General features: G+C 71.8%; 20 protein-coding genes and 1 riboswitch. Of the genes, 4 read left to right on the forward strand and 16 right to left on the reverse strand.

What is annotated here, in order from left to right; translation table 11 throughout:
* Positions 1-17: 17 nt before the first annotated feature.
* The 5 genes from ACFWVV_RS29850 to ACFWVV_RS29870 all read right to left on the reverse strand — a co-directional run bounded on the left by ACFWVV_RS29850 (position 18) and on the right by ACFWVV_RS29870 (position 4,289).
* The gene (locus tag ACFWVV_RS29850; protein ID WP_384344739.1) at positions 18-959 is read right to left on the reverse strand and encodes an ROK family glucokinase; all 942 of its coding nucleotides are present in this window, start codon (positions 957-959) and stop codon (positions 18-20) included.
* A gap of 77 nt (positions 960-1,036) precedes the next feature.
* A complete protein-coding gene (locus ACFWVV_RS29855) occupies positions 1,037-1,555 on the reverse strand; it encodes a DUF5304 domain-containing protein (protein ID WP_384344742.1) in 519 nt (172 codons plus the stop codon).
* 96 nt (positions 1,556-1,651) lie between these two features.
* The gene (locus tag ACFWVV_RS29860) at positions 1,652-2,899 is read right to left on the reverse strand and encodes an ArsA family ATPase (RefSeq protein WP_384345101.1); all 1,248 of its coding nucleotides are present in this window, start codon (positions 2,897-2,899) and stop codon (positions 1,652-1,654) included.
* A 32-nt stretch (positions 2,900-2,931) separates the two neighbouring features.
* Complete coding sequence (locus tag ACFWVV_RS29865; RefSeq protein ID WP_384344744.1) at positions 2,932-3,378, reverse strand: SRPBCC family protein; 447 nt, start codon at positions 3,376-3,378, stop codon at positions 2,932-2,934.
* A gap of 146 nt (positions 3,379-3,524) precedes the next feature.
* A complete protein-coding gene (locus ACFWVV_RS29870) occupies positions 3,525-4,289 on the reverse strand; it encodes a metallophosphoesterase (RefSeq protein WP_384345104.1) in 765 nt (254 codons plus the stop codon).
* A 293-nt stretch (positions 4,290-4,582) separates the two neighbouring features.
* On the opposite strand from ACFWVV_RS29870, the gene ACFWVV_RS29875 reads away from it, so the two are divergent.
* On the forward strand, positions 4,583-6,379 hold the full coding sequence (locus tag ACFWVV_RS29875) for an AMP-dependent synthetase/ligase (protein WP_384344746.1): 1,797 nt from the start codon (positions 4,583-4,585) through the stop codon (positions 6,377-6,379).
* A gap of 61 nt (positions 6,380-6,440) precedes the next feature.
* Here ACFWVV_RS29875 and ACFWVV_RS29880 read toward each other — a convergent pair whose 3' ends face one another.
* Positions 6,441-7,583 carry a glycosyltransferase family 4 protein gene (locus tag ACFWVV_RS29880; protein WP_384344749.1) on the reverse strand — a complete coding sequence of 381 codons (1,143 nt, stop codon included), beginning with the start codon at positions 7,581-7,583 and terminating at the stop codon, positions 6,441-6,443.
* 301 nt (positions 7,584-7,884) lie between these two features.
* Here ACFWVV_RS29880 and ACFWVV_RS29885 point away from each other — a divergent pair, with 301 nt between their 5' ends.
* Positions 7,885-9,258 carry a glycosyltransferase 87 family protein gene (locus ACFWVV_RS29885; RefSeq protein WP_384422853.1) on the forward strand — a complete coding sequence of 458 codons (1,374 nt, stop codon included), beginning with the start codon at positions 7,885-7,887 and terminating at the stop codon, positions 9,256-9,258.
* Here the strand turns inward: ACFWVV_RS29885 and ACFWVV_RS29890 are convergent.
* From ACFWVV_RS29890 to ACFWVV_RS29910, 5 genes are all read right to left on the reverse strand, one after another.
* On the reverse strand, positions 9,234-10,478 hold the full coding sequence (locus ACFWVV_RS29890; RefSeq protein WP_384344754.1) for a hypothetical protein: 1,245 nt from the start codon (positions 10,476-10,478) through the stop codon (positions 9,234-9,236). The two genes, ACFWVV_RS29885 and ACFWVV_RS29890, sit on opposite strands and share 25 nt — an antisense overlap.
* An 88-nt stretch (positions 10,479-10,566) precedes the next feature.
* Positions 10,567-11,595, reverse strand: a complete 1,029-nt coding sequence (locus ACFWVV_RS29895; protein ID WP_384344756.1) for an NlpC/P60 family protein — start codon at positions 11,593-11,595, stop codon at positions 10,567-10,569.
* 301 nt (positions 11,596-11,896) lie between these two features.
* Positions 11,897-12,931 (reverse strand): NlpC/P60 family protein, encoded by a 1,035-nt coding sequence (locus tag ACFWVV_RS29900; protein WP_384345107.1) that lies wholly within the window; start codon positions 12,929-12,931, stop codon positions 11,897-11,899.
* Positions 12,932-13,210: 279 nt separating this feature from the next.
* Positions 13,211-14,572, reverse strand: a complete 1,362-nt coding sequence (locus ACFWVV_RS29905) for an NYN domain-containing protein (protein ID WP_384344759.1) — start codon at positions 14,570-14,572, stop codon at positions 13,211-13,213.
* Between the two features lie 75 nt (positions 14,573-14,647).
* The gene (locus ACFWVV_RS29910) at positions 14,648-14,893 is read right to left on the reverse strand and encodes a hypothetical protein (RefSeq protein ID WP_362422100.1); all 246 of its coding nucleotides are present in this window, start codon (positions 14,891-14,893) and stop codon (positions 14,648-14,650) included.
* A 192-nt stretch (positions 14,894-15,085) separates the two neighbouring features.
* Here ACFWVV_RS29910 and ACFWVV_RS29915 point away from each other — a divergent pair, with 192 nt between their 5' ends.
* Entirely contained in the window at positions 15,086-15,829 is a 744-nt protein-coding gene (locus ACFWVV_RS29915; protein WP_384344762.1) for a rhomboid family intramembrane serine protease, read from the forward strand.
* Positions 15,826-16,107, forward strand: coding sequence for an Lrp/AsnC family transcriptional regulator (locus ACFWVV_RS29920; protein WP_384344765.1), 282 nt, complete (start codon positions 15,826-15,828; stop codon positions 16,105-16,107). The genes ACFWVV_RS29915 and ACFWVV_RS29920 overlap by 4 nt, the downstream gene beginning before the upstream one ends.
* Before the next feature lie 58 nt (positions 16,108-16,165).
* Here the strand turns inward: ACFWVV_RS29920 and ACFWVV_RS29925 are convergent, their stop codons facing one another.
* The 5 genes from ACFWVV_RS29925 to ACFWVV_RS29945 form a co-directional block, all read right to left on the reverse strand.
* Positions 16,166-17,560, reverse strand: coding sequence for an aminotransferase class V-fold PLP-dependent enzyme (locus tag ACFWVV_RS29925; RefSeq protein ID WP_384344768.1), 1,395 nt, complete (start codon positions 17,558-17,560; stop codon positions 16,166-16,168).
* A gap of 236 nt (positions 17,561-17,796) precedes the next feature.
* Positions 17,797-17,914: riboswitch (SAM riboswitch) on the reverse strand.
* Positions 17,915-18,010: 96 nt separating this feature from the next.
* Positions 18,011-19,075: an anthranilate phosphoribosyltransferase gene (gene trpD / locus ACFWVV_RS29930; RefSeq protein ID WP_384344771.1), complete on the reverse strand. Its 1,065-nt coding sequence runs from the start codon at positions 19,073-19,075 to the stop codon at positions 18,011-18,013.
* Between the two features lie 137 nt (positions 19,076-19,212).
* A complete protein-coding gene (locus tag ACFWVV_RS29935; protein ID WP_384344773.1) occupies positions 19,213-20,850 on the reverse strand; it encodes a cytochrome bc complex cytochrome b subunit in 1,638 nt (545 codons plus the stop codon).
* The gene (locus ACFWVV_RS29940) at positions 20,847-21,899 is read right to left on the reverse strand and encodes a Rieske 2Fe-2S domain-containing protein (protein ID WP_384344775.1); all 1,053 of its coding nucleotides are present in this window, start codon (positions 21,897-21,899) and stop codon (positions 20,847-20,849) included. Before ACFWVV_RS29940 ends, ACFWVV_RS29935 begins: the two co-directional genes overlap by 4 nt.
* A complete protein-coding gene (locus tag ACFWVV_RS29945) occupies positions 21,896-22,705 on the reverse strand; it encodes a c-type cytochrome (protein ID WP_384344778.1) in 810 nt (269 codons plus the stop codon). Before ACFWVV_RS29945 ends, ACFWVV_RS29940 begins: the two co-directional genes overlap by 4 nt.
* Positions 22,706-22,728 lie beyond the last annotated feature (23 nt).

Here is a 22,728-nt window from a genome sequence, read left to right on the forward strand (position 1 = left end):
GCGCGGTGGGAGGCGGGTCAGCCCTGGCGTGCCAGGTCGGCCGCGCCCACCAGTCCGGCCTTGTTGCCCAGCTGCGCGGCCAGCACCTGCGCGTGCGGCCGCCACTGGCCGCCGATCAGCCAGCGCCGGAAGGATTTGCGGATCGGGTCGAGCACCAGGTCGCCCTCGTCGGAGACGCCGCCGCCGACGATGAACGCGGACGGGTCGAAGAGCGAGGCGAGGTCGGCCAGGCCCGAGCCCGCCCAGCGGGCCAGCTCCCTGAAGGAGTCGACCGCCACCGGGTCGCCCTGCCGGGCCGCGGCGCTGACGTGCTTGCCCTCGATGCCCTCGATGGTGCCGTCACCCAGGCCGAGCAGGATCTCGGCGTTCTCGGGGGTGGCGTTGGCGCGCTGCTTGGCGTAGCGGACCAGGGCGCGCCCCGAGGCGTACTGCTCCCAGCAGCCCTGGCTGCCGCAGCCGCACAGCAGGCCGTCCGGGACGACGCGGATGTGGCCGAACTCGGCGGCCACGCCGAAGCGGCCGCGGCGCAGCTTGTTGCCGATGATGATGCCGCCGCCCAGGCCCGTGCCGAGCGTGATGCAGATGACGTCCTCGTGGCCCTTGCCGGCCCCGAACTTGTACTCGCCCCAGGCGGCCGCGTTGGCGTCGTTCTCGACGATGACGGGCAGGCCGACGCGCTGTTCGACCTTGTCCTTGAGCGGCTCGTGGCGCCAGGCGATGTTCGGGGCGAAGAGGACGGTGGCGCGCTTGTCGTCCACGTATCCGGCGGCGCCGATGCCGACGGCCTCGACCTGGTGGCCACTGCTGACCTCGGAGACCGCCGCGGAGATCGCGTCGACCATGTCCTCGGGGGTCTGCGGTGTCTTCACCTTGTACGTTTCGAGGATCTGTCCCTCTTCGTCGACCACTCCGGCCGCGATCTTCGTGCCGCCGATGTCGACGCCGATGGTGAGTCCCATGAGTCCCTCAGTTTTAGGTCGAGCCCCGCTCGGAGCCGGAGACAGGCTCCGTGGGCCACCGTACCCGAGGAGGCCTCTCAGTCGAGGTCGATGTGTTCACCTTTTGAACGGTCATCCGGGTCTTCTGGGCCCTCTTCGGATGACTTGGGCGTTTTCTCCGTACGGTCGGGGGCACTTTTCGCGGAGTCGGCGGAGGCGGCGGAGTCCTGGGTCCAGCGCTGCTCGTGCCCGGCCACCGCGGACCGGTAGGCGGCGAGCAGCTCGTTGCCCGCTGCCGCCAGATGGTCGAAGACCTCGGGGTTGCGTGCGACGACGGGCTCGACGGCTGCCTTCGCCTGCTGAACGAACTGCTGGGCCATGCCCTGAGCTGCCATGCCGAACAGCGGCGACTGCAGCGAGGACACCTTCTCGGAGACCGCGTCCATCAGCCGGCGCAGTTCCTCCGCGGCGGATCCGGTCTGCGGGCCGTACTGGGCCCGGCGGCGGGCCCGCTCGGCGGCGAGGTCCTCCTCGCACGCGGCTGCCCAGGCGTCGGCGTCGTACGCCTGCGAGTCGCGGGCCTCGGACTCGTGGGGGCGGTCGGTGGCTTCGCTCATGGCGCACTCCTACGACGCGGGGCGGGGCAACGGGGCCTGTACTCCCTCGACGTTACCCGAACAGCGGTACCCCGTTCACGACCCCGGCACCCCGCGTCACCGGCCCCTGGGCCACAGCCCCGGGTCGGGGGTGAAGCGCACCCGCAGGACGCCGTCGGTGAGAGCGGCCCCGGAGACGGTGCATCTGCGCAGCGCGGAGGGCAGCGGCAGCAGCCGCCGGAACTCCCCCACGGTCAGGACGAGTTCGTCCCCGCGCCGCACCAGCTGCAGCTCGCTCCTGCGGGCCCCGGGCAGCGGCAGGTGCCACACCAGTACGCCGTCGTCGGCCAGCCGGTCCTCGACGGTCCGCTCCGGCACGGGCGCGGGGGCGCCATCGCGGTCACCGTGCCGGAGCGCCTGCGCGAGCGGTGCCAGCTCCTCGGTGCCGCGCGGCTCGTACCCCAGGTGCGGCAGCTCCCGCACCGCGCCGGACCCTTCGTGCACCTCCTTGAGGTGCGTCTGCTGCCGGGCGGAGAACGCGGCCAGCCAGGGGTCCTGGGTGGCGGTCGGCAGCACCCGGTTGGCGACGACCGTGTCCAGGGCGAGGCCGTGCAGGGCGAGGCCGGTCCTGGCGGTGCGCAGGGCGTCGGCGGCGGCCGGGCCCGGCTCGACGACCAGGCGCACCGACAGGGCGGGGCTCTCCACCACGGCCTGGGTGGCGGCCAGCTCGCCCTCCCAGCGCGCGGTCGTCTCGTACAGCCACTGCGCGGGCATCGGCACCCCGGCCAGCTGCGCCAGCATCGGGCGCAGCGACCGGGCGGCCTGCCGCTCGGGCGGCAGCAGCCGGCGCAGATAGCGGCGCAGCTGGCCGGGCAGCGCGAGGGTGGCGAGCGCGGTGTGCGTCGGCGGCATGTCGACGACGACCAGGTCGTACGCACCCGGGCCGCCGGCCGGGGCCGCGGACGTGCCGGCCGGGCCGGAGCCGGCGGTGCACGCGGTCCGCAGGGTGCGCAGCAGGGCGAGCGGCTCGCTGCCGGGGAGTTCGGTGAGCTCCTCGGCGTCCAGGGCGTTCGCGCCCAGGAGGTCGAGGGCGGTGGCGGCGCGGTCCTGCAGGGCGATCAGTTCGGCGCGGAAACCGGCGGCGGAGTCGACGCGCGCGGCCCACAGGCCGGGCGCCGCCTCCAGGGGTGCCGTAGCGGCGGGCAGCGGGTCTTCGGTGGCGCCCAGCACCGCGCCCAGGGTGCCGTCCCGGTCGGTGCCCAGGAGCAGCACGCGCGCGCCCGCGCGGGAGGCGGCGAGTGCGGTCGCCGCGGCGACGGTGCTGCGGCCCGCGCCTCCGGGGCCGGTGACCAGGACCGTACGCACCGCGCTCACACCCGGCTCCCCCGTGTCCGTCCTCAGCCCTTGGCGCCGGACTCGACGCGCTTCTTCAGGCCGGCCAGCGCGCGGTCGATGATGACCTTCTCGGCCTTGCGCTTGATCATGCCGAGCATCGGGATCTTGACGTCGACGGTGAGCCGGTAGGTGACCTCGGTGGCCCCGCCGGGGGCGTCGGCCAGCACGTAGGAGCCGTCCAGGGCGCGCAGCATCTGGGACTTGACCAGGGTCCAGCCGACCTCGTTGTCGCCGGTCCAGGTGTAGGCGAGGGTGTGGTCGTCCTTGATCGCGCCGGCGTCGAGCACCAGGCGGACCTTCTCGGCGCGGCCCCGGTCGTCGGTGGCCAGGACCTCGGCCTCCTTCACCTCGCCGGTCCAGTCCGGGTAGCGGGCGAAGTCCGCGATGACGGCCATGACGTCGGCCGGTGCCGCCTGGATGGAAATGCTAGAGCTGGTGTGTTCCGCCATCGCGATGGCTCCTCACGTCCGGACTGGGGCTGGCTGACTGGCTTGCGGGCCGGTGCACGGAGCGGCGCAGGGACCGGCTGGGGTCCGGTGGGCCGGGGCGGTGCGGGCAGGTGCGCGCCGCGTGAAGGCTATCGTGACCGGCCGGCTCACCACTCCAGGGCCCAGGGGCGGCCGGTGGAGGCGAAGTGGCCGACGTTCACGCACTCGGTGGACCCGACGCGCATCCGGCGGGCCAGCGGCTGGTGGACGTGGCCGAAGAGGGAGTAGCGGGGGCGGGTGCGGTGGATGGCGTCCAGGAGGGCCCTGCTGCCGCGCTCGAAGCGGCGCGCCACCGTGTCGTACACCAGTTCCGGGACCTCCGGCGGGATGTGCGAGCACAGGACGTCGACCTCGCCGAGCGCCTCGACCTTGGCGGCGTACTCCTCGTCGCCGATCTCGAAGGGCGTGTTCATCGGGGTGCGCAGGCCGCCGCCGACGAAGCCGAAGACCAGCCCGCCGATCTCCACGCGCTCGCCGTCCAGCACCCGGGTGCCGGGGCTGACCGTGCCGGGCCCCGCGAATTCGGGCCACAGGGCGGGCATGTCGACGTTGCCGAAGGTGGCGTACGTCGGCGCGGGGAAGGCCGCGAACATCTCGGCGTACTGCTTGCGCACGGCGGCGTCGACGGCGGCCCCGCGGTCCAGGCCTGCCCAGAGGCCGCGGCTGAGGTCGCGGGCCTCCTCGAAGCGGCGCGCGGTGCGCAGCTCGACGATGAGGTCGGCGTTGGCGGTGCCGAAGAGGTCGGGGAAGATGCCGCGCGAGTGGTCCGCGTAGTCGAGGAAGAGAACGAGGTCCCCGAGGCAGATCAGCGCGTCGGCGCCGTCGCCCGCGCGGGCGAGGTCCGCCGCGTTCCCGTGCACGTCACTCACCACATGAACTCGCATGGTGATCAGCGTAGAACCACGCCGGATCGGTGAGTAGGGGCGGCCGGACCTGCGGTTACTTCCGAGTCGCCCGGAGGGTCGACTACTGTGCGGCATGCACCGCTCGAACAGTGTGACGCAGCGTACATCTGCCCGGGACCCCCTATCGGGAACCGAGTACTGGTGGGTAACGTCCGGGCAGTCCAGTCGTGCTCATCCCCCACTGAGCACCTGCCCGACCTTGGACCGCAGCCGGCGCTCACGCTGACGTGGCGTCCGGTGCCTGATGAGGAGCAGCAGTCTTGCGCGAGTTCAGCCTTCCGGCTCTGTACGAGGTCCCTTCGGACGGTAATCTGACGGATCTGATCCGCCGCAATGCCGCTCAGCATCCAGACACACCGGTGATGGGCCGCAAGGTCGCGGGAGCGTGGGCGGACGTCACCGCCACCCGCTTCCTGGCCGAAGTGCGCGCCGCCGCCAAGGGCCTGATCGCCGCCGGCATCGAGCCGGGCGACCGGGTCGCCCTGATGTCGCGCACCCGTTACGAATGGGTGCTCCTCGACTTCGCGATCTGGAGCGCCGGCGCGGTGACCGTCCCGGTGTACGAGACCAGCTCGGCCGAGCAGGTGCGGTGGATCCTCGGCGATTCGGGCGCCAGGCTGGCCCTGGTCGAGTCCGAGGCCCACCGGGCCGCCGTCGCCTCGGTGCAGGGCGACCTGCCGGAGCTCAAGGGCGTGAGGCAGATCGACGCCGACGCCGTCGCACAGCTGGCCGCGGAGGGCGAGGACATCTCCGACGCGCTCCTCGACGAGCGGATGTCCTGTGCCAACGCCGACGACCCGGCCACCATCGTCTACACCTCGGGCACCACGGGACGCCCCAAGGGCTGTGTGCTGACGCACCGCAGCTTCTTCGCGGAGTGCGGCAACGTGGTGGAGCGCCTCAAGCCGCTGTTCCGTACCGGCGAGTGCTCGGTACTGCTGTTCCTGCCGGCCGCTCACGTCTTCGGACGGCTGGTCGAGGTGGCCTCCGTGATGGCGCCGATCAAGCTCGGCTGCGTACCGGACATCAAGAACCTCACCGATGAGCTGGCGTCCTTCAAGCCGACGCTGATCCTCGGTGTGCCCAGGGTCTTCGAGAAGGTGTACAACTCCGCCCGCGCCAAGGCGCAGGCGGACGGCAAGGGCAAGATCTTCGACAAGGCCGCAGACACCGCGATCGCCTACAGCCGCGCGCTGGGCACCCCCGAGGGGCCGTCGCTGGGCCTCAAGCTGAAGCACAAGGTCTTCGACAAGCTGGTGTACGGCAAGCTGCGCGCGGTGCTCGGCGGGCGGTGCGAGTTCGCGATCTCCGGCGGTGCCCCGCTGGGCGAGCGCCTCGGCCACTTCTTCAGCGGCATCGGATTCACGGTGCTGGAGGGCTACGGGCTGACCGAGTCCTGTGCGGCGACCGCGTTCAACCCGTACGACCGGCCGAAGATCGGCACGGTCGGCCAGCCGCTGCCCGGCTCCGTGGTGCGCATCGCCGACGACGGCGAGGTGCTGCTGCACGGCGAGCACATCTTCCAGGGGTACTGGAACAACCCGATCGCGACCGCCGAGGCGCTGACCGACGGCTGGTTCCACACCGGTGACATCGGCACCCTGGACGAGGACGGCTATCTCGCGATCACCGGCCGCAAGAAGGAGATCATCGTGACGGCGGGCGGCAAGAACGTCGCCCCGGCCGTCATCGAGGACCGCATCCGGGCGCACGCGCTGGTCGCGGAGTGCATGGTGGTCGGCGACGGGCGCCCGTTCGTGGGCGCGCTGGTCACCCTGGACGAGGAGTTCCTTGGCCGCTGGGCGGTCGAGCACGGCAAGCCCGCCGACTCCACGGCGGTGACGCTGCGGGACGACGCCGACCTGATCGCCACCGTGCAGAGCGCGGTGGACGACGGGAACGCGGCGGTCTCCAAGGCCGAGTCGGTGCGCAAGTTCCGCATCCTGCCGGCCCAGTTCACCGAGGAGGCGGGGCACATCACGCCGTCGCTGAAGCTGAAGCGCAATGTGGTCGCGAAGGACTTCGCGGACGAGATCGAGGCGATCTACCGCGCGTGAGCGGTGACTTCGGACGGGTAAGGGGCGGCCTCCTGGAGGGCGCCCCTTACCCGTATCCGTACTACAGCAGCGTCTTCAGCTTCTCCGCGAGCAGGTCCCAGCGCCACTTCTCCTCGACCCACTCCCGTCCCCGCTCCCCCATCCGGCGGCGCAGGTCCGCGTCCTGGAGCAGGGCGACGATCCGCTCGGCGGACTCCGCGGGCTCACCGCCGCGCACCACCCACCCCGTCTCCCCGTCGAGCACGGCGTCGGGCGCGCCCCCGGAGTCCCCGGCCACCACGGGCAGTCCGGTCGCGGACGCCTCCAGGTAGACGATGCCGAGCCCCTCGACGTCCAGTCCCCCGCGCCGGGTGCGGCACGGCATCGCGAAGACGTCGCCCGCCCCGTAGTGCGCGGGCAGCTCCGCCCAGGGCACCGCCCCGGTGAAGCGCACCGAGTCCGCGACGCCGGAGTTCTCCGCCAGCCGGTGGAGGTCCTTCTCGTACGGCCCGCCGCCCACGATCAGCAGCACCGCGTCCGGCACCTCGCGCAGGATCAGCGGCATCGCCTCGATGAGGGTGTCCTGCCCCTTGCGCGGCACCAGCCGGGACACGCACACCACCACGGGCCGCTCGCTCAGCCCGAGCCGGGCCCGCACCGCTTCGCCGCCGGAACCGGAGTGGAAGGTCTTCTCGTCGACGCCGGGCGGCAGCTGGACCATCCGGCCCGCGGCCTCGGGGGTGAGAGCGGCGGCGATCCGCGAGCGCGTGTACTCGCCCAGGTAGGTGAGCGTGTCGGTGCCCTCGCCGATCCGGCCCAGCAGCTGCCTGGCCGCCGGGAGCTGGGCCCAGCCCGCCTCGTGGCCGTGCGTGGTGGCCACCAGCCGGCGCGCCCCCGCACGGCGCAGCGCCGGTGCCATCAGCCCGAGCGGGGCCGCGGCCCCGAACCACACCGAGGTGCAGCCGTGCTCGCGCAGCAGTCCGGCGGCGCGGGCGGTGACCCGGGGGGTGGGCAGCAGCATCGTCGCGCGGTCGCGCACCACCGGATAGGGCTGCTCGGCGTCGAACGCGGCGGTGGCTTCGGCCCCTTCCCGTCCGCGCTTCCAGGTGGAGGCGTAGACGACGATCCTCTCGGGATCCAGCCGCAGCGCCATGTTGTGCAGGAACGCCTGGATGCCGCCGGGGCGGGGCGGGAAGTCGTTGGTCACGATCAAGGTCTTGTCCATCGTCGCCGACAGTACCGGGCGGCCCCGCGCCGTCACCGCGCTGCCGCGTCCGGGAACCCCGCGCCCTCACCGCGGGGCATCCGGCCCCCCGCGCCCTCACCGCGGGCATCCGGGGCCCACGCAGTCTCACCGTGCCGCGTCCGGGAGCCCACAGGCCCTCGCCGTGCCGCGTCCGGCGGGCCCGTGTCACCGCCGTGCCGCGTCCGGGCGGCATCATGTCCTTTCGGATCATGTCCGTCCGGCCGCGGGGGCCGCATCATGAGGACGCGAACAGGACTGCGGGGACCGAACGAGGATGGCCATGACACGAGCGAGCGGCACCGGCGACGCGCCGGCCCGCCTCCCGGCCCTGCCCGTCGCGGTGTGGGCCCTGACCCGCACCCTCCTGCTGCTGTGCGTCTTCCGGGTGCTGACGTTCCCGGGTCCTGACGTCACCAGCGACGTCTCGGTCATCTACCGGGGCTGGTACGAGGTCCTGCGGACCGGCACCTTCCCGCTCGACGACATCACCTGGCAGTACCCGCCCGCCGCCGCCCTGGCGGTGCTCTCCCCGGGCCTGCTGCCGTTCCTGGACTATCCGGCCGCGTTCTTCGTGCTGGTCCTCCTCGCCGACGCGCTCGTCACGGGCCTGCTGCTGTACGCCGGACGGCGTCCCGGCAAGCGGCAGGCCGGCGCCTGGGTGTGGATCGCCGGTCTGGCGCTGCTCGGCCCCACGTCGTACGCCCGCTACGACGTGATGGTGGCCGGCGTCGCGGTCGCCGCGCTGCTCGCGGGGGCCCGCAGGCCGCGCCTGATGGGGGCACTGGCGGCCCTGGGGGCGATGCTGAAGGTCTGGCCCGCCCTGCTGCTCGCGGGGACGGCACGGGGGCGTACGACGCGTTCCTCCTGGACGGCTTTCGTGTGCACGGCCGCCGGGCTGGCGCTGCTGTTCGCCGCCTCCATGCCCGGGGCGTTCGCCTTCCTGACGTTCCAGCGGGACCGGGGCACCGAGGTGGAGTCGCTGGGGGCGACGGTCTTCCACGTGGCCCGGCACTTCGGCTGGGAGGGCGAAGTGCTGCTGAACTACGGCTCGCTGGAGTTCCTGGGCCCGTACGTCCCGCTGGTGAGCACGCTGGCGATGGTGCTCACCGCGCTGGCCTTCGGATGGCTGCTGGTGTGGCGGCTGCGGGCCCGGGTGTTCACCGCCTCCACGGTGTGCGACGCGGCGTTCACGGCGGTGCTGCTGTTCACCGTGACGAGCCGGGTGATCAGCCCGCAGTACATGCTCTGGCTGGTCGCTCTCGCGGCCGCCTGCCTGGTGTTCCGGGGCAGCCGGATGGACCGGGCCGCGTACCTGGTGCTGGCCGCGACGCTCTTCACCTGCCTCGAATTCCCGGTGTGGTTCGCACACGTGGTCGCCGGCGACGCCCTGGGGCTGGTGCCGCTGTTCGTCCGCAACGCACTGCTGGTGGCCGCGACCGTGGTGGCCTGCCGCACCCTGTGGCGGCACACGGTGCGCACCCCCGCGGGCGCACCGGGCCCGCTGCCCGCCCAGCGCCACCTGCCGTCCCCCGGCGGCCCGGCGGCGGACGCAGCCGGGCCGCCGGGCACCCGGGCCTCCACGGCGGACGGCGCCGGCGGGGCGGGCACCCCGCCCACCCCGTCCTCCCGTCAGTCCAGCACCTCGCGCACGTAGCCGCGCCACTGGGCGGTGAACTCCGCGGGGGTGGTGCCGAGCGCACCGCTCAGCGCGTTCTCCACCGCCCCCTCGCGCTGCGGATGGGCGCCGACCGCGCGGTAGAACGCCAGCAGCGCCGGCTCGTCCCAGCGCTCCACGATCATCCGGCAGGCCAGCCAGCCGCCCTCGTACGCCCCGGCCAGCCGGTCCGCGTCCCCGGTGAAGCGGAAGTCCCCGTCGTCCGGCAGCGCGGCGGGCACGCCCTCCTTGGTGACGGTGGCGCGCAGTTCGGGGGCGATCTGCACGGGCGTGCGGTCGCTCTCCCGGTACGCCACCCAGTCGGCGAAGCCTTCGGAGAGCCACATGGGGGTGGCCGCGCCGGTGGCGGTGCGGGTCGCCACGTGGGCCGTCTCGTGGGTGAGCACCACCTGTTGTCCGACCGCGCCGAGCACGTCGTACGCCTCGGGGTTGACGATCACCCGGTCCGCCGAGGTCCGCCGGCCCGCGCGGCTCGCGCCGGTGGTGACGGCGGCGATGCCCCGGTATCCGGCGGCGGGCTCGCCGAGCAGCGCCCCCATCCCGCTCAGCGACGGCGGCACCAGGACCACCACCCGCAGACCGGGTTCCCCGGGCCACGCGCGCGTGGCGGCGGCCACCGCGCTGCTCGCGACATCCGCGATGCCCCGCAGCCGCTCCCGGCCCTGCCCAGCGCCCAGTACCAGGGCGCGGGGTCCGCGCACCGCGGTGACCGGGCCCTGCTGCCAGATCTCCTGCGCGCCGGTCCTGGCGGGCCGGTCCCCGGCGACGTACCAGCGGCCCCGGCTCCTCAGCAGGTCGATGCGGCGGGAGGTGACGGCGGGCACCGTGTCGTACCCCCGGGCCCGCAGCGCCAGCTCCACGCGTGCGGTGGCGGCGCTCTCCCCGGTCCTGTCGAGCCCGGTCAGCCGGTACTCCCATGACTCCAGCGGCAGGCCGGTGAGGTTGCCGAACTCCTGCTCCTGGGAGGCCCGCAGGCCCTGTGCCCCCGGTTCGAGCACCGCCAGGAACGCCTCCCGGTCGCGGTTCAGCAGGGCGGCGGCCCGCTGCTCCAGCAGCCGCCGCACGTCGCGGGCCGCGGTGTCGGACGGCTCGGGCGGGACGGTGCAGGACAGGCCGGGCAGCGCGCCGAGCCCGAGCCCCAGGCCGAGGGCGAGCACCGCCCGCCGCCCGTACCGCGCACCGCCGCCGTGTCCTTCCATCCGGCGATCGTACGGCGGCGGGAGAGGCCGCACACCCGCCGCCGTGCGCCCGGCCCGCGGGCGGTCCGACAGGGGGCGTCGCCCGGGTTCAGACCCGGGTGACCGACGAGATGGGCATCATCCCGACCGGGTCGTAGCGCACCGGCGCCCCGGGATAGGGCGCGTGCACGACCTGTCCGTTGCCCATGTACATACCGATGTGACTGGCGTCGTCCCGGTAGGCGACCAGGTCGCCGGGCTGGGCCTGCTCCAGTGCCACCTGCCGGCCCGCGTACCGCTGTGCCTGCGAGGTGCGCGGCAGGGAGACGCCCGCCTGGCTGTAGCTCCACTGCATGAGACCGGAACAGTCGAAGCCGGAGGGCCCGTTGGCGCCCCAGATGTACGGTTTGCCGACGGCGTTCCTGGCTGCCAGGACGGCGGCGGCGGCGCGCGAGGAGGCGGGCATCGCCCCGGACATCTCGGGCATCGGGGTGCGCCCGCCGCGCGAGGCGCGGTCGAACTCGGCGCGGTCGCGGGCGGAGAGCGCGTTCAGCATGCGGCGGGCCTCGGCCAGCTTGCCCTCGACCGTGCGCTTGTGGCGCGCGACGTCGGCCCGGCTGCGGTCCAGTTCGGCCAGCTTGCGGCTCGCCTCGGTGCGCTCCTGGCTCAGCCGCCGCTGGGCCTGGTTGAGTTCGCGCAGCCGCCCGGTGTGCAGCGCGCCGACCCGGCCGAGGGCGGCGGCCTTGTCGAGGTAGCTGTCGGGATCCTCCGAGAGCAGCAGGGACACCGAGGGGTCCATGCCGCCCGAGCGGTACTGCGCGCCCGCCAGCTGTCCCAGGACGCCGCGCATCCGGTTGATCCGCTCCTGTCCCCTGGCCGTGCGGTCGCGGGCCCGGCCGACCTCCTTGCGCAGCGTGTCGGCGCGCTCGTCGGCCCGGTTGAACTGCTCGGTGGCCTGCTCGGCCTGCTCGAAGAGCCGGTCGACGGTCGCCTTGGTGGCCGTGGACGTGCCCCCCGGGTCGGCGCTTGCCGGGGTGGCCCCGAGGGCCGCTGCCGCGGTGGCCGCGGCGGCGGACAGGACGGTGACCCGGGTGCTCTGTGTGAGCCCGGACTGCGAGGGACGACGGTGTGACGCCACGGGAAGCCGCACTCCTTCCACTGCTGGGTGGCAGCGCCCTGCCGCCCGGGGCGGGCGGACTGCCGGACGGGAGCTGCGCGAGCAGACAGTAGCGGGACGGTCACGCGGTGGCCAAAGGCCCCGGCGCGTTCGAACGAGGGGCGAACAGCACGACGCCCCGCCGGTGACCAGGGTCACCGGCGGGGCGGGGAGTCAGTGCGGGGGTGGCGCAATTCGCTCGAACGGGCGGTGTGTTCAGGGCCGGTCGCCGGGTATCGCGGGCGTGCCGCCCTCCCGGCGGCAGGCCACGGTCGGGCCGGTCTCAGCCGCCGACGCGCACGCCGAACTGGAACGGGCCGAGGTACTTCATGTCCTCGATGCGCACGTTGGTGCCCGGCTTGGGGGCGTGCAGCGACATGCCGTTGCCGGCGTAGAAGCCCACGTGCTGGAGGTTGTTGAAGAACACCAGGTCGCCGGGGCGCAGTTCGCTCCGGTTGTAGATCTTCCGGCCCGCGCTCTCCTGGGTGTACGTGCTGCCGCCCACGGTCACGTTGACCTGCTTGAAGGCCCAGTAGACCAGTCCGGAGCAGTCGAAGGCGTTGGGACCCTTGTTGCCCCAGTCGTAGGGCGCGCCTATCTTCGTCCTGGCCTGGGCCATGGCGGCGGCGCCGATGCCGGAGGCGGGCGCCTCGTTGCCGAGTTCGGCGCGGTCGCCGGCGTCCCTGCTGGCCCGGTTCTCCTCGGCTGCCATGGCGTCGCGCTCGGCCTTGGTCAGCGTGTTGAGCAGGGTCTGCGCCTCGGCGAGCTTGCCCTGGACGAACTTCTTCTTCTCGCCGAGTTCCTTGCGTACGGCGGCCAGGTTGGCGAGCTTGCCGGAGGCCTCCGCGCGCTGCTGGGTGAGGGTGCGCTGCTTGGCCTGGATCTTGCGCAGCGACTCGGCCTGCTTGGCGGTCAGCTGGTTCATGGCGGCGGCGCGGTCCAGGAACTGGTCCGGCTCGGAGGAGAGGAAGAGCTGGAGCGAGGGGTCGACGGCGCCGGTGCGGTACTGGGCGGTGGCCAGCGAACCGAGACCCTTGCGCATCTGGTTGAGCTCGCCCTGACCCCGTGCGGACTTGTCCTGGAGGCCCTTGACCTGCTTTTCCAGGGTGGTCTGCTTCTCCTTCGCCGCGTTGAACTTCTCCGTGGCGCCCTCCGCCTCCTCGTGGAGCGCGTCGACCTTCGCCTTGACTTCCTTCTTGTCCGGCTTGGGTACGGCGTTCGCCGACTGCGAGGTGAGCGCCACGGCTGCGGTGGCGGCAAGGGAGAGCACGGTCACACGCGTGCGGCTCGGGTTCTTGGGTCGACGGTGGGACGCCACGGAGGCGAGCTCCTTCATCCTCGAACCACCTACCGGTCAGCGGTTGGCGGCGACCTCGCTGATACTCCGGATGAGTGATCAACCGCGCGAAGGTTCGAGCCCAGACCCTAGTGACCTTCTTGTGATCAGTTCAAATCCTCACAGGAAAAATCTCGCCCACGAGACACATAATTTCCACGCGTCACACAGCGCGTCACGGGGTGTTGACGGAATGCCATTCCGAATCGGCCTCAATTCGGGCATTATCCGCATTAGTTGGGCATCGGCCCGGAATCTCCGTCAAGCGCGCGAAAGCCGCTTCAGCAGCATCGCCGAAGCGACCGGCCTGGCGCCGGACTTCGCGACCCCGTCCGCGACCTCGCGGTCCGTCGAAACCACGACCACCGGCCGCCCGGCCGGTTCGGCCCGCACCAGCTGCCGGATCAGCTCGTCGGCCGTCACGCCCGCCTTGCTGAACAGCACCCGCACCCCGCGCGGCGGCGCGAGCAGCACCGGAGCGGCCAGCTCCGCACCGTCGAACACACAGGTCACCTCGGCGCCCGAGGCGGCGGCGAGCATGGAGAGCCCGCCGAGCAGCCGCAGCCGCTGCTTCTCCAGCGGCATCGTCGGATAGCCGGTCTTGGTCACGTTGTAGCCGTCGACCACCAAGTGCGCCTGGGGCAGCGCGAGAAGCTGGTCCAGCACGGCCGGGTCGGTGTCGGACAGGGCCCGGGTCGCGATGTCCTTGGGCGACATCCGCCCCGGCTCGACCGCGTCCACGGTGTCGGCGGGACGCCCCGCGGACGGCGGCAGCGCCAGTTCCCTGCGCAGTCCCTGAGCCGCTTCGAGCACCGTGTCCAGCAGCAGCCGCAGGCGCATGTCCTCGACGCTGCGCCCCTCGCGCACCGCTCGGCGTCCCGCCTCGGCGGACGCCTCCGCCTCGCCGAGCCTGGCCCGCAGCCGCCGCGACTCGGCCTCGGCGGACGCCACCTGGGCGGCCGCCTCCGCCCTGATCCCGTCGATCTCCGCCTGCGTCCTGCGCAGCGCGGCCTCACCGCGCTTGACGTCGCTCAGCGCGCCGCGCAGCTTGCGCTGGGCGGCGTCGGACTCCTTGCGGGCGCCCTCGAGCTCGCTGCGCAGCCGCTCGGTCTCCGCCCTCGTACGGCCCCTGGCTTCGGCCAACTCGGCGCGCAGCTGCTCGAGTTCGCGCAGAGCGGCCTCCTGGGCGCGCTCGGCGTCCGCCCGCTCGGCCTCCTCGCCCGCCGACGTCACCAGCTTCACCCAGCCGGCCGGCCGCAGCACATAGGCCGCTGCCGCCACGTCGAGGGGGTCGGCGGCAGCGGGCGGCGACCCGGCCTCCAGCGCGCCCGTCAGCTCGGGCTGTGCCTCGCGCAGCCGTGCGCCGATGCGCCGCCGGAAGACCGGGTCGCTCTCCAGTGCCGCCGCCATCGCGTTGCCCGCGAACTTGGCGCGCCTGGTCGGGGTGAACCGGGCGTACTGCCTCAGCTGGGCGGGAAGTTCCACGACGGTGAGGCCGCCGAACGCGTCCGAGACCAGCGTCACGACCCGGCGCCGCACCCCGTCGGGCAACGGGCGGTCGAGCGCCTCCGCGGCGTCGTCGGCCGAGCCGGCCGGTTCCGCGCCGCTCGCAGGCTCCACCATCCGTCACCCCACTACCTTCGTGCCCTCATGGGCACTGCCCTGCCGGGCCGCTCTCCCGCAGACCTGCCAAGGCCCTCAGGAGACGGCGTCCGGCCTGTCCACCAGTTCGATCTGATCCACCGCGTTGCACCAGCGGCAACGCACCGACTCGATGGTCTCACTGACCACCTCGCGTTCCTCGACCTTCGACTCCCCGGCCAGGTCGAGGTGGACGTACTCCACGACCTTCGAGGAGCGGGTCACGTCGAACCGCGTGAGGTTGCCACAGAGCGTGCAGCGCCACCGGGTACCGGCGGTGGGCAGGGGAACCGTCGTCGTCATACGTACCGTCCTCTTCCTCGTATCTGCGTTTTCACACAAATGTCGTACGTCGTTGCCGCGGTGCGCCGTCGAACTGCGGATACCCTGCGCGCAACCCTACGGCCTTCCCCGTACCCCGCGCGGGGTACGGCCGACCCTTGAGACCGGCGGGGCAGCCGGTCCGGCCGCGCCGGGTGCGTCATGCTCGCACCCATGATCAAGGTCACGGTGAAGGACCTGCCGGCCCGGTGGCGGGCCCTCGCGCGCGCCCCGGTCGTGACGTACGCCCTCATCGCCGTCTGCTGCGTCGTCTTCCTGCTGGGCCCGGCCTCCGGCTTCAGTCCCGCCTACGGCACCGGCGACACCCTGCTCGCCGCGCAGAGCGCCTACTTCGAGCGCTGGGGAGTGGTCCCCGCGGAGCTGGTGCGGCTGTCCCCGCCCGCCGCCCTGACCCCGCTCACCGCCCTGTTCGTGCACGGCAACTGGCTGCACCTGCTCGGCAACATGCTCTTCCTGTACGTCTTCGGGGCGATGACCGAGGCGTACCTGGGCCGGTTCCACTTCCTGCTCTTCTACGTGGTGACCGGCTATGTCGCGCTCGTGGTGTACGCGGTGGCGCACTCCTCGTCCGAGGAGACGCTGGTGGGGGCTTCGGGGGCGATCTCGGCGGTGCTCGGCGCGTTCCTGCGGCTCTTCCCCCGGGTGCGCGTGACCAGCCTCTTCCCCTTCCTGCTGTTCCTGCCGCTGCGCTTTCCCGCCTGGATCGTCCTGGTCTTCTGGTTCGTGCTCCAGTGGCTGGCCGCGCAGGGTTTCGGCACCGGCGCCGGGGTGGCCTACCTGGCGCACGTGGTGGGCTTCGCCGCGGGGTTCCTCTACACGTGGGTGCGCTTCCCGCGTGGGACTAGAGTGAAGGCCGCAGCAGCGCCACCGGCCACCGAGGGAGAAAGCCAGCCGTGATCACCGCGATCGTGCTCATCAGGACCAGCGTGGACCGGATCCCCGAGATCGCCGAGTCGATCGCCGCGCTCGACAGCGTCAGCGAGGTGTTCTCGGTGACCGGTACGTACGACTTGATCGCCATGGTGCGTGTCGGGCGGCACGACGACCTCGCGGACATCATCCCGGGTTCCATCAGCAAGATCCCCGGCGTCGAGGGCACGGACACGCACGTCGCGTTCCGCACCTACTCCCAGCACGACCTGGAAGCGGCCTTCTCGATCGGCCTCGACGGCTGACCCGGCCGGTACGCGCGAGGGCCCCCTGCCGCACGCAGGAGGCCCCGCCCCGATGTGCTCAGACCGCCGGGACGCAGCGCCCGTCCTCGGTCCGGTAGTTCCACTGCGCGCCGTCGGCGACGAGTTCCTTCACCGCCGAGAGGAACCGCTCCACGTGCTCGTCCGGCGTACCCGCGCCGAAGCTCACCCGGATCGCGTTGAGCGACCTCTCGCCAGGCTCCGCCTCCGGGGCACCGCACTCGCCCGGGTCCTGCGGGTCGCTGCCCAGCAGGGTGCGCACCAGCGGGTGGGCGCAGAAGAGGCCGTCGCGGACCCCGATCCCGTACTCGGCGGAGAGGGCGGCGGCGAAGTGGGAGCTGTTCCAGCCCTCCACCACGAAGGAGATGACGCCGACCCGGGGCGCGTCGTCCCCGAACAGCGAGAGCACCTTGACGGCGGGCACCTCCGCGAGCCCCTCACGCACCCTGCGCACCAGCGACTGCTCACGCGCGACCAGGCCGTCGAAGCCCGCCTCGGTGAGCGCCTTGCAGGCGGAGGCGATGGAGTAGACGCCGATGACGTTGGGCGAGCCGGCCTCGTGACGGGCGGCGGTGGTGTGCCACTCGACGTCCACGCCGCCGTCGGTGCGCCGGGCGACCTTCTTCGACGCGCCGCCGCCGGCCAGGTAGGGGTCCGCCGCCTGCAGCCAGTCGGCCCGGCCTGCCAGCACCCCGGAGCCGAACGGCGCGTACAGCTTGTGCCCGGAGAAGGCGACCCAGTCCACGTCCAGCTCCTGGACGGAGACCGGGTGGTGGGGCGCGAGCTGCGCGGCGTCCAGCACGATCCGCGCACCGTGGGCGTGCGCCGCGGCCGCGAGCTCGCGCACCGGCCAGATCTCCCCGGTGACGTTCGAGGCACCGGTCACGCAGACCAGGGCGGGACCGTGGGGATCGCGGGCGGCCAGCGCGCGCTCCAGGGTCTCGACGGCCTGGGCCGGGGTGCGCGGGGCGTCGAGGTAGGTGACCTCGGCGTCCTGCCAGGGCAGCAGCGACGCGTGGTGCTCGGTCTCGAAGACGAACACCTGGCAGCCGGCGGGCAGTACGGCCGCGAGCAGGTTCAGCGAGTCGGTGGTGGAGCGGGTGAAGACGACCTGGTCGTCGTCGCGGCAGTCCAGGAACTCGTGGACGGTCCGGCGGCTGTTCTCGAAGAGGTCCGTGGAGAGCTGCGAGAGGTACCCGGCCCCGCGGTGCACGCTGCCGTAGTACGGGGCGTACGCCGCGACGTCGTCCCAGACCCGCTGCAACGCCGGAGCGCTCGCTGCGTAGTCGAGGGCCGCGTACGTGACCTCTCCGCCGGTCACCAGCGGCACGGCCACGTCCCGTCCGAGGACGGGCAGCGGCGCCCCGCAGCAGGGGTCGGCACTCTCGGCGGCGGACGGGGAAGCGGTGGCGACGGCAACGGGGGATGCGGGCATGGCGAAACTCCTGGCGGGACAAGGCGGAATGGCTTCAGAAGTTCCCGTACGCCTGAGAGAGGCTCAGTTGCCGTGGGCGGTACGGGAGTTGCCTCGACGCGACGCCACAGGGGGGGGCGGCACGGAGGTGAAGGTGGAACGGGGCCGAGGGGCCCTATCGCATTCGCTTGCTCACGAGACTTCTCCCTTGAGGACCAGGACCCCAGGGGCGCGCCACTCCAAAGGGAGTGCGCAGGGGTCCGCGCTTGCCGTAGACCTCGCTGCCTACGACCTGGTCTTCACCCGGGGCACCCCGCCACGGACGGAGGGTTGCCGGACAGCGGGCCGGGGCCGTAGTCGCTGTCACTCATGACCTGTACAGCATCCTGCCACACGATCTACGTCACGCAAGAGCGCAGTCCGCGTTTCGAGACACCCGGACTGCGCTTCGCGTCACACCACCGTCTGGCTTCAGGCGTTGCTGGCCGCCACCCAGCGCTCCAGCGCACGCTGGGCGCTGCCGGAGTCGAGGGATTCGCGCGCCCGCTCGATCCCGGCGGCGATCTCCTCGTGCAGCGCTCCCGCCCCGGGGTTCAGTGCGACGAGGGCCGCGGCGGTGTTGAGGAGGACGGCGTCCCGTACGGGGCCCTGCTCGCCTGCCAGCAGCCGGCGGGCGACCTCCGCGTTGTACGAGGCGTCGGCGCCCCGCAGCGCCTCCACGGGGACGATGTCCAGGCCCACGTCGCGCGGGTCGAAGGCCTCCTCGCGCACGGCGCCGTCCCGCACGATCCACACCCGCGAGGTCGCCGTGGTGGTCAGCTCGTCGAGGCCGTCGTCGCCGCGGAAGACCAGGGCGGAGTTGCCCCGTTCGGCCAGCACTCCGGCTACGATGGGCGCCATCCGCAGGTCGGCGACGCCGACCGCCTGGGCGCGCACCTGTGCCGGGTTGGTGAGCGGACCCAGGATGTTGAACGTGGTCTGCGCGCCGAGCTCCCTGCGGGCCTTGGCGGCGTAGCGCAGCGCCGGGTGGAACTTCACCGCGAAGCAGAAGGTGATGCCGGCCTCCTCGGCGACCTCCACCACGCGCTGCGGCGTCAGGTCGAGATTGACGCCGAGCTTCTCCAGGACGTCCGAGGAGCCGCTGGCGGAGGACGCGGCGCGGTTGCCGTGCTTGACGACCTTCGCACCGGTGCCGGCGATGACGATCGCGGACATGGTGGAGATGTTGACGGTCTTTGCGAGGTCGCCGCCGGTGCCGACGATGTCGACGCTGGGGCCGGGGACGTCGATGGTGCGGGCGTGCGCGTACATCGCCCGTACCAGACCGGTCACTTCCTCCACCGTCTCGCCCTTGGCGCGCAGGGCGACCGCGAACCCGGCGATCTGGGCGTCGGTGGCCTCGCCGGACATGATGCGGTCCATCGCCCAGGCGGTGTCGTCCGCGCCGAGGTGCTCTCCGCGCAGCAGGGGGTTGAGGATGCCCGGCCAGCTACGGGCCGCCACGCTGTCGCCGCCAACTGGGGTCACAACGTTCATGGTCCGCTCCAGGGTCCACAGCCGGTAAGGGATGTCCTCACCCTATCCAGGCGCCGGGACGGCGAAGAGCCCCGTCCGTACGTCGGACGGGGCTCTCGCTGTGGCGGACAGTTCCGGGTCATCGACCCGGGCGGGGATCAGTGGTGGCCGTGGCCGCTGGTGATCTCCTTGTACTCCTCGGCGGTGGGCTTGGCGATCTGGTTGCCCTCGCCGTACATGCCCTTGCTGAGCTTGACGCGCAGCTTCTCGGCGGCACCCGCCTTGCGCTCGACGCCGTTCTCGTCCACCTGGGGTCCGAGCTCGGCCGGTGCGTACTGCTCGTGCGCCGTGAGCGTGTGCAGCTGGTCCTGGCCGAGCGGCTCGTGGACCTCGACGAACTCGCCGTGCGGCAGCCGCTTGATGATGCCGGACTCGCGTCCGTGCAGCACCTTCTCGGCGTCCCTGCGCTGGAGGCCCAGGCAGATCCGCTTGGTGATGATGAACGCCAGGACCGGACCGACGAAGAATCCGATGCGCACGAACCAGCTGATCGAGTTGAGCGACAGGTGGAAGTGCGTGGCCCAGAGGTCGTTGCCACCGCCGACGAGGCCGATGAAGTAGACCGTGATCCAGGCGACACCGAAGCCGGTGCGCGTCGGGTGGTTGCGCGGACGCTGCGCGATGTGGTGCTCGCGCTTGTCCCCGGTGACCCAGGACTCCAGGAACGGCCACACCGCGATGACGGCGAGGATCAGACCGAACAGGGTCAGCGGGATGAACACGCCCAGGACCAGCGTGTGGCCCCAGAGGTTGATCTCCCAGCCCGGCATGACACGCACCAGGCCCTCGGCGAAGCCCATGTACCAGTCGGGCTGGGCGCCGGTGGACACCTGGTCGGGACGGTAGGGGCCGAGCGCCCAGACCGGGTTGATCGTGAACGCCGCCGAGATGACCGCGATGACACCGAAGACCAGGAAGAAGAAGCCTCCGGCCTTGGCCATGTAGACCGGCAGCAGCGGCATGCCCACGACGTTGTTGTTCGTCCGGCCGGGGCCCGCGAACTGGGTGTGCTTGTGGTAGAAGACCAGGATCAGGTGAGCCACCATCAGGCCGAGCATGATGCCCGGCAGCAGCAGGATGTGGATCGAGTAGAACCTGGCGACCATGTCGTGACCGGGGAACTCCCCGCCGAACAGGAACATCGAGATGTACGTGCCGACGACCGGCACGGACAGGATCGCGCCCTGGGTGAAGCGGACACCGGTGCCCGACAGCAGGTCGTCCGGGAGCGAGTAACCGGTGAAGCCGGTGAACATGCCCAGGACGAACAGCAGGAAGCCGAACAGCCAGTTGACCTCACGCGGCTTGCGGAAGGCACCCGTGAAGAAGACGCGCATCATGTGCACGAACATCGCCGCGAGGAAGATCAGCGCACCCCAGTGGTGGATCTGCCGGATCAGCAGACCACCGCGGACGTCGAAGCTGATGTCCAGCGTCGACGCGTAGGCCTCCGTCATGCGGATGCCGTGCATCGGCGCGTAACTGCCGTGATAAACGATCTCGTTCATCGACGGGTGGAAGAACAGCGTCAGATACACACCCGTGAGGATGATGATGATGAAGCTGTACATGCAGATCTCGCCGAGCATGAAGGACCAGTGGTCCGGGAAGATCTTGCGCATGTTGGACTTGGCGAGGGAGTAGATCCCCAGCCGTCCGTCCGCCCAGTCGGCCACCCGCTCACCGGCGGGCGCCTTCTGCTGCGGCTTGGATTCGGTAGTCGTCGCAGTACTCATCCGCGCTCCCAGAAGGACGGGCCGACGGGCTCTGCGAAGTCGCCGAGCGCTTCGAGGTAACCCTCGTCATTCACGCCGATCCGCAGCTGCGGCAGCGCGTGGCCGGCCGGGCCGAAGATGACACGGGCGCCGTCGGAGAGGTCGAAGGTGGACTGGTGGCACGGGCAGAGCACGTGGTGCGTCTGCTGCTCGTACAGGCTGATCGGGCAGCCGACATGGGTACAGATCTTCGAGTACGCGACGATGCCCTCGTGCGCCCACTCGCGCTGCTGCTTGTCCTTGATCTCGTCCGGCTGGATGCGGACGATCATCAGGGCATCCTTGGCGATCTTCGTGTTGAACTCGTGGTCGTCCTCCTTCAGGCCTTCCGGCATGGCGAAGGTGAGCGACCCCACGACGACGTCCTCGGCGCGCAGCGGCTCCATCGTGTTCTGGTTGATGAGCAGCTTGCCCTTCGACCAGGACGTCGTCCGCAGCCGCTTTTCCGGCAGCGGACCGAGGTCGCGCAGCAGCACGACGCCGGACAGCGGCACCAGGGCCAGTGCGCCGAACATCGTGGTGCGGATCAGCTTGCGACGGCCGATCGCGGACTCCTGGGCGCCGGCCTTGAAGTCGGCCATGACCTTGGCCTTGACCTCGGGCTCCGCCGAGATCGGGTGGCGCTCGTCGGCGACCTCCACGTCGGACATCAGGGTGCGGGCCCAGTGGACCGCGCCCGCGCCGATGCAGAAGAGGGCGATGCCGAGCGTCAGACCGAGGGAGAGGTTCAGCGCACTCACGTGGCCGAGCGGCCAGACGTACACGATCTTGTCGATCGGGAACGCCACGAAGGAGGCGATGAAGCCGACCGTGGCCAGCATGGACAGCGTGAACAGGAAGGCGACCACGCGCTCGGACCGCTTGGCGGCGCGCTCGTCGATGTCCTGGATACGCGGCTTGTGCGGCGGCAGGCCCGGGTCCGCGAACGGATCGTCCCTGTGCGCCACCTCGCCGTGCGCGTCGCCCTGCTCAGCAGGCAGGGCCTCTTCTGGATTCTGTTGGCTACTCATGACTTCTTGGCCTTAGCGGTGTGGGCCGCGACCCAGACGGCAACTGCGATGAGCGCGCCCAGACCGAAGATCCAGGCGAACAGACCCTCACTGACGGGGCCGAGATTGCCCAGTCCGAAGCCACCGGGGCTCGGGGTCTCTTCGCCGTTCACGGCCTTGACGTACGCGATGATTTCCTTCTTCTGCTTCTCCGGCATGGTGCTGTCCGGGAAGGAGGGCATGTTCTGCGGGCCGGTCTGCATGGCCTCGTAGATGTGCTTCGGCGTGACGCCCTCAAGGCTGGGGGCGTACTTGCCGTGGGTCAGGGCGCCACCTTCACCGGTGAAGTTGTGGCACTGCGCGCAGTTGGTGCGGAACAGTTCGCCACCCTTGCCGATGTCGGCGCCTTCGGGGTTGGTCTGGCTGTCGGTCGGCGTGATCGGGCCGGCGCCGAGAGAGGCCACGTACGCGGCGAGCTGATCGGTCTGCGCCTGCGTGTAGATGACCTTCTTCTTCGGCACCTGGGCGCCGGGCTGCTGCGCCGGCATACGGCCGGTGCCGACCTGGAAGTCCACTGCGGCGGAGCCCACTCCCACGAGGGAGGGGCCGTCAGTGGTGCCCTGACCGCCGGTTCCGTGGCAGCTTGCGCAGCCAACGGCGTAGAGCTTTTTGCCCTCCTCGATGGCGAGGGACTGGGCGGTCTCGTCGGCCTGCGCCTTGCCCGCAGGCGCAAACGCGGCGTACAGCCCCCCAGTGGCCGCCAGCGCGAAGAGTAGGACGACGACCGCCGCCAGCGGATGGCGTCGTCGTGCGGAGAGCTTTTTCACGGATTACCCCGGTGTCAGGATCT

The organism is Streptomyces sp. NPDC058663 (assembly GCF_042716745.1).
In the GTDB taxonomy this organism is placed as follows: domain Bacteria; phylum Actinomycetota; class Actinomycetes; order Streptomycetales; family Streptomycetaceae; genus Streptomyces.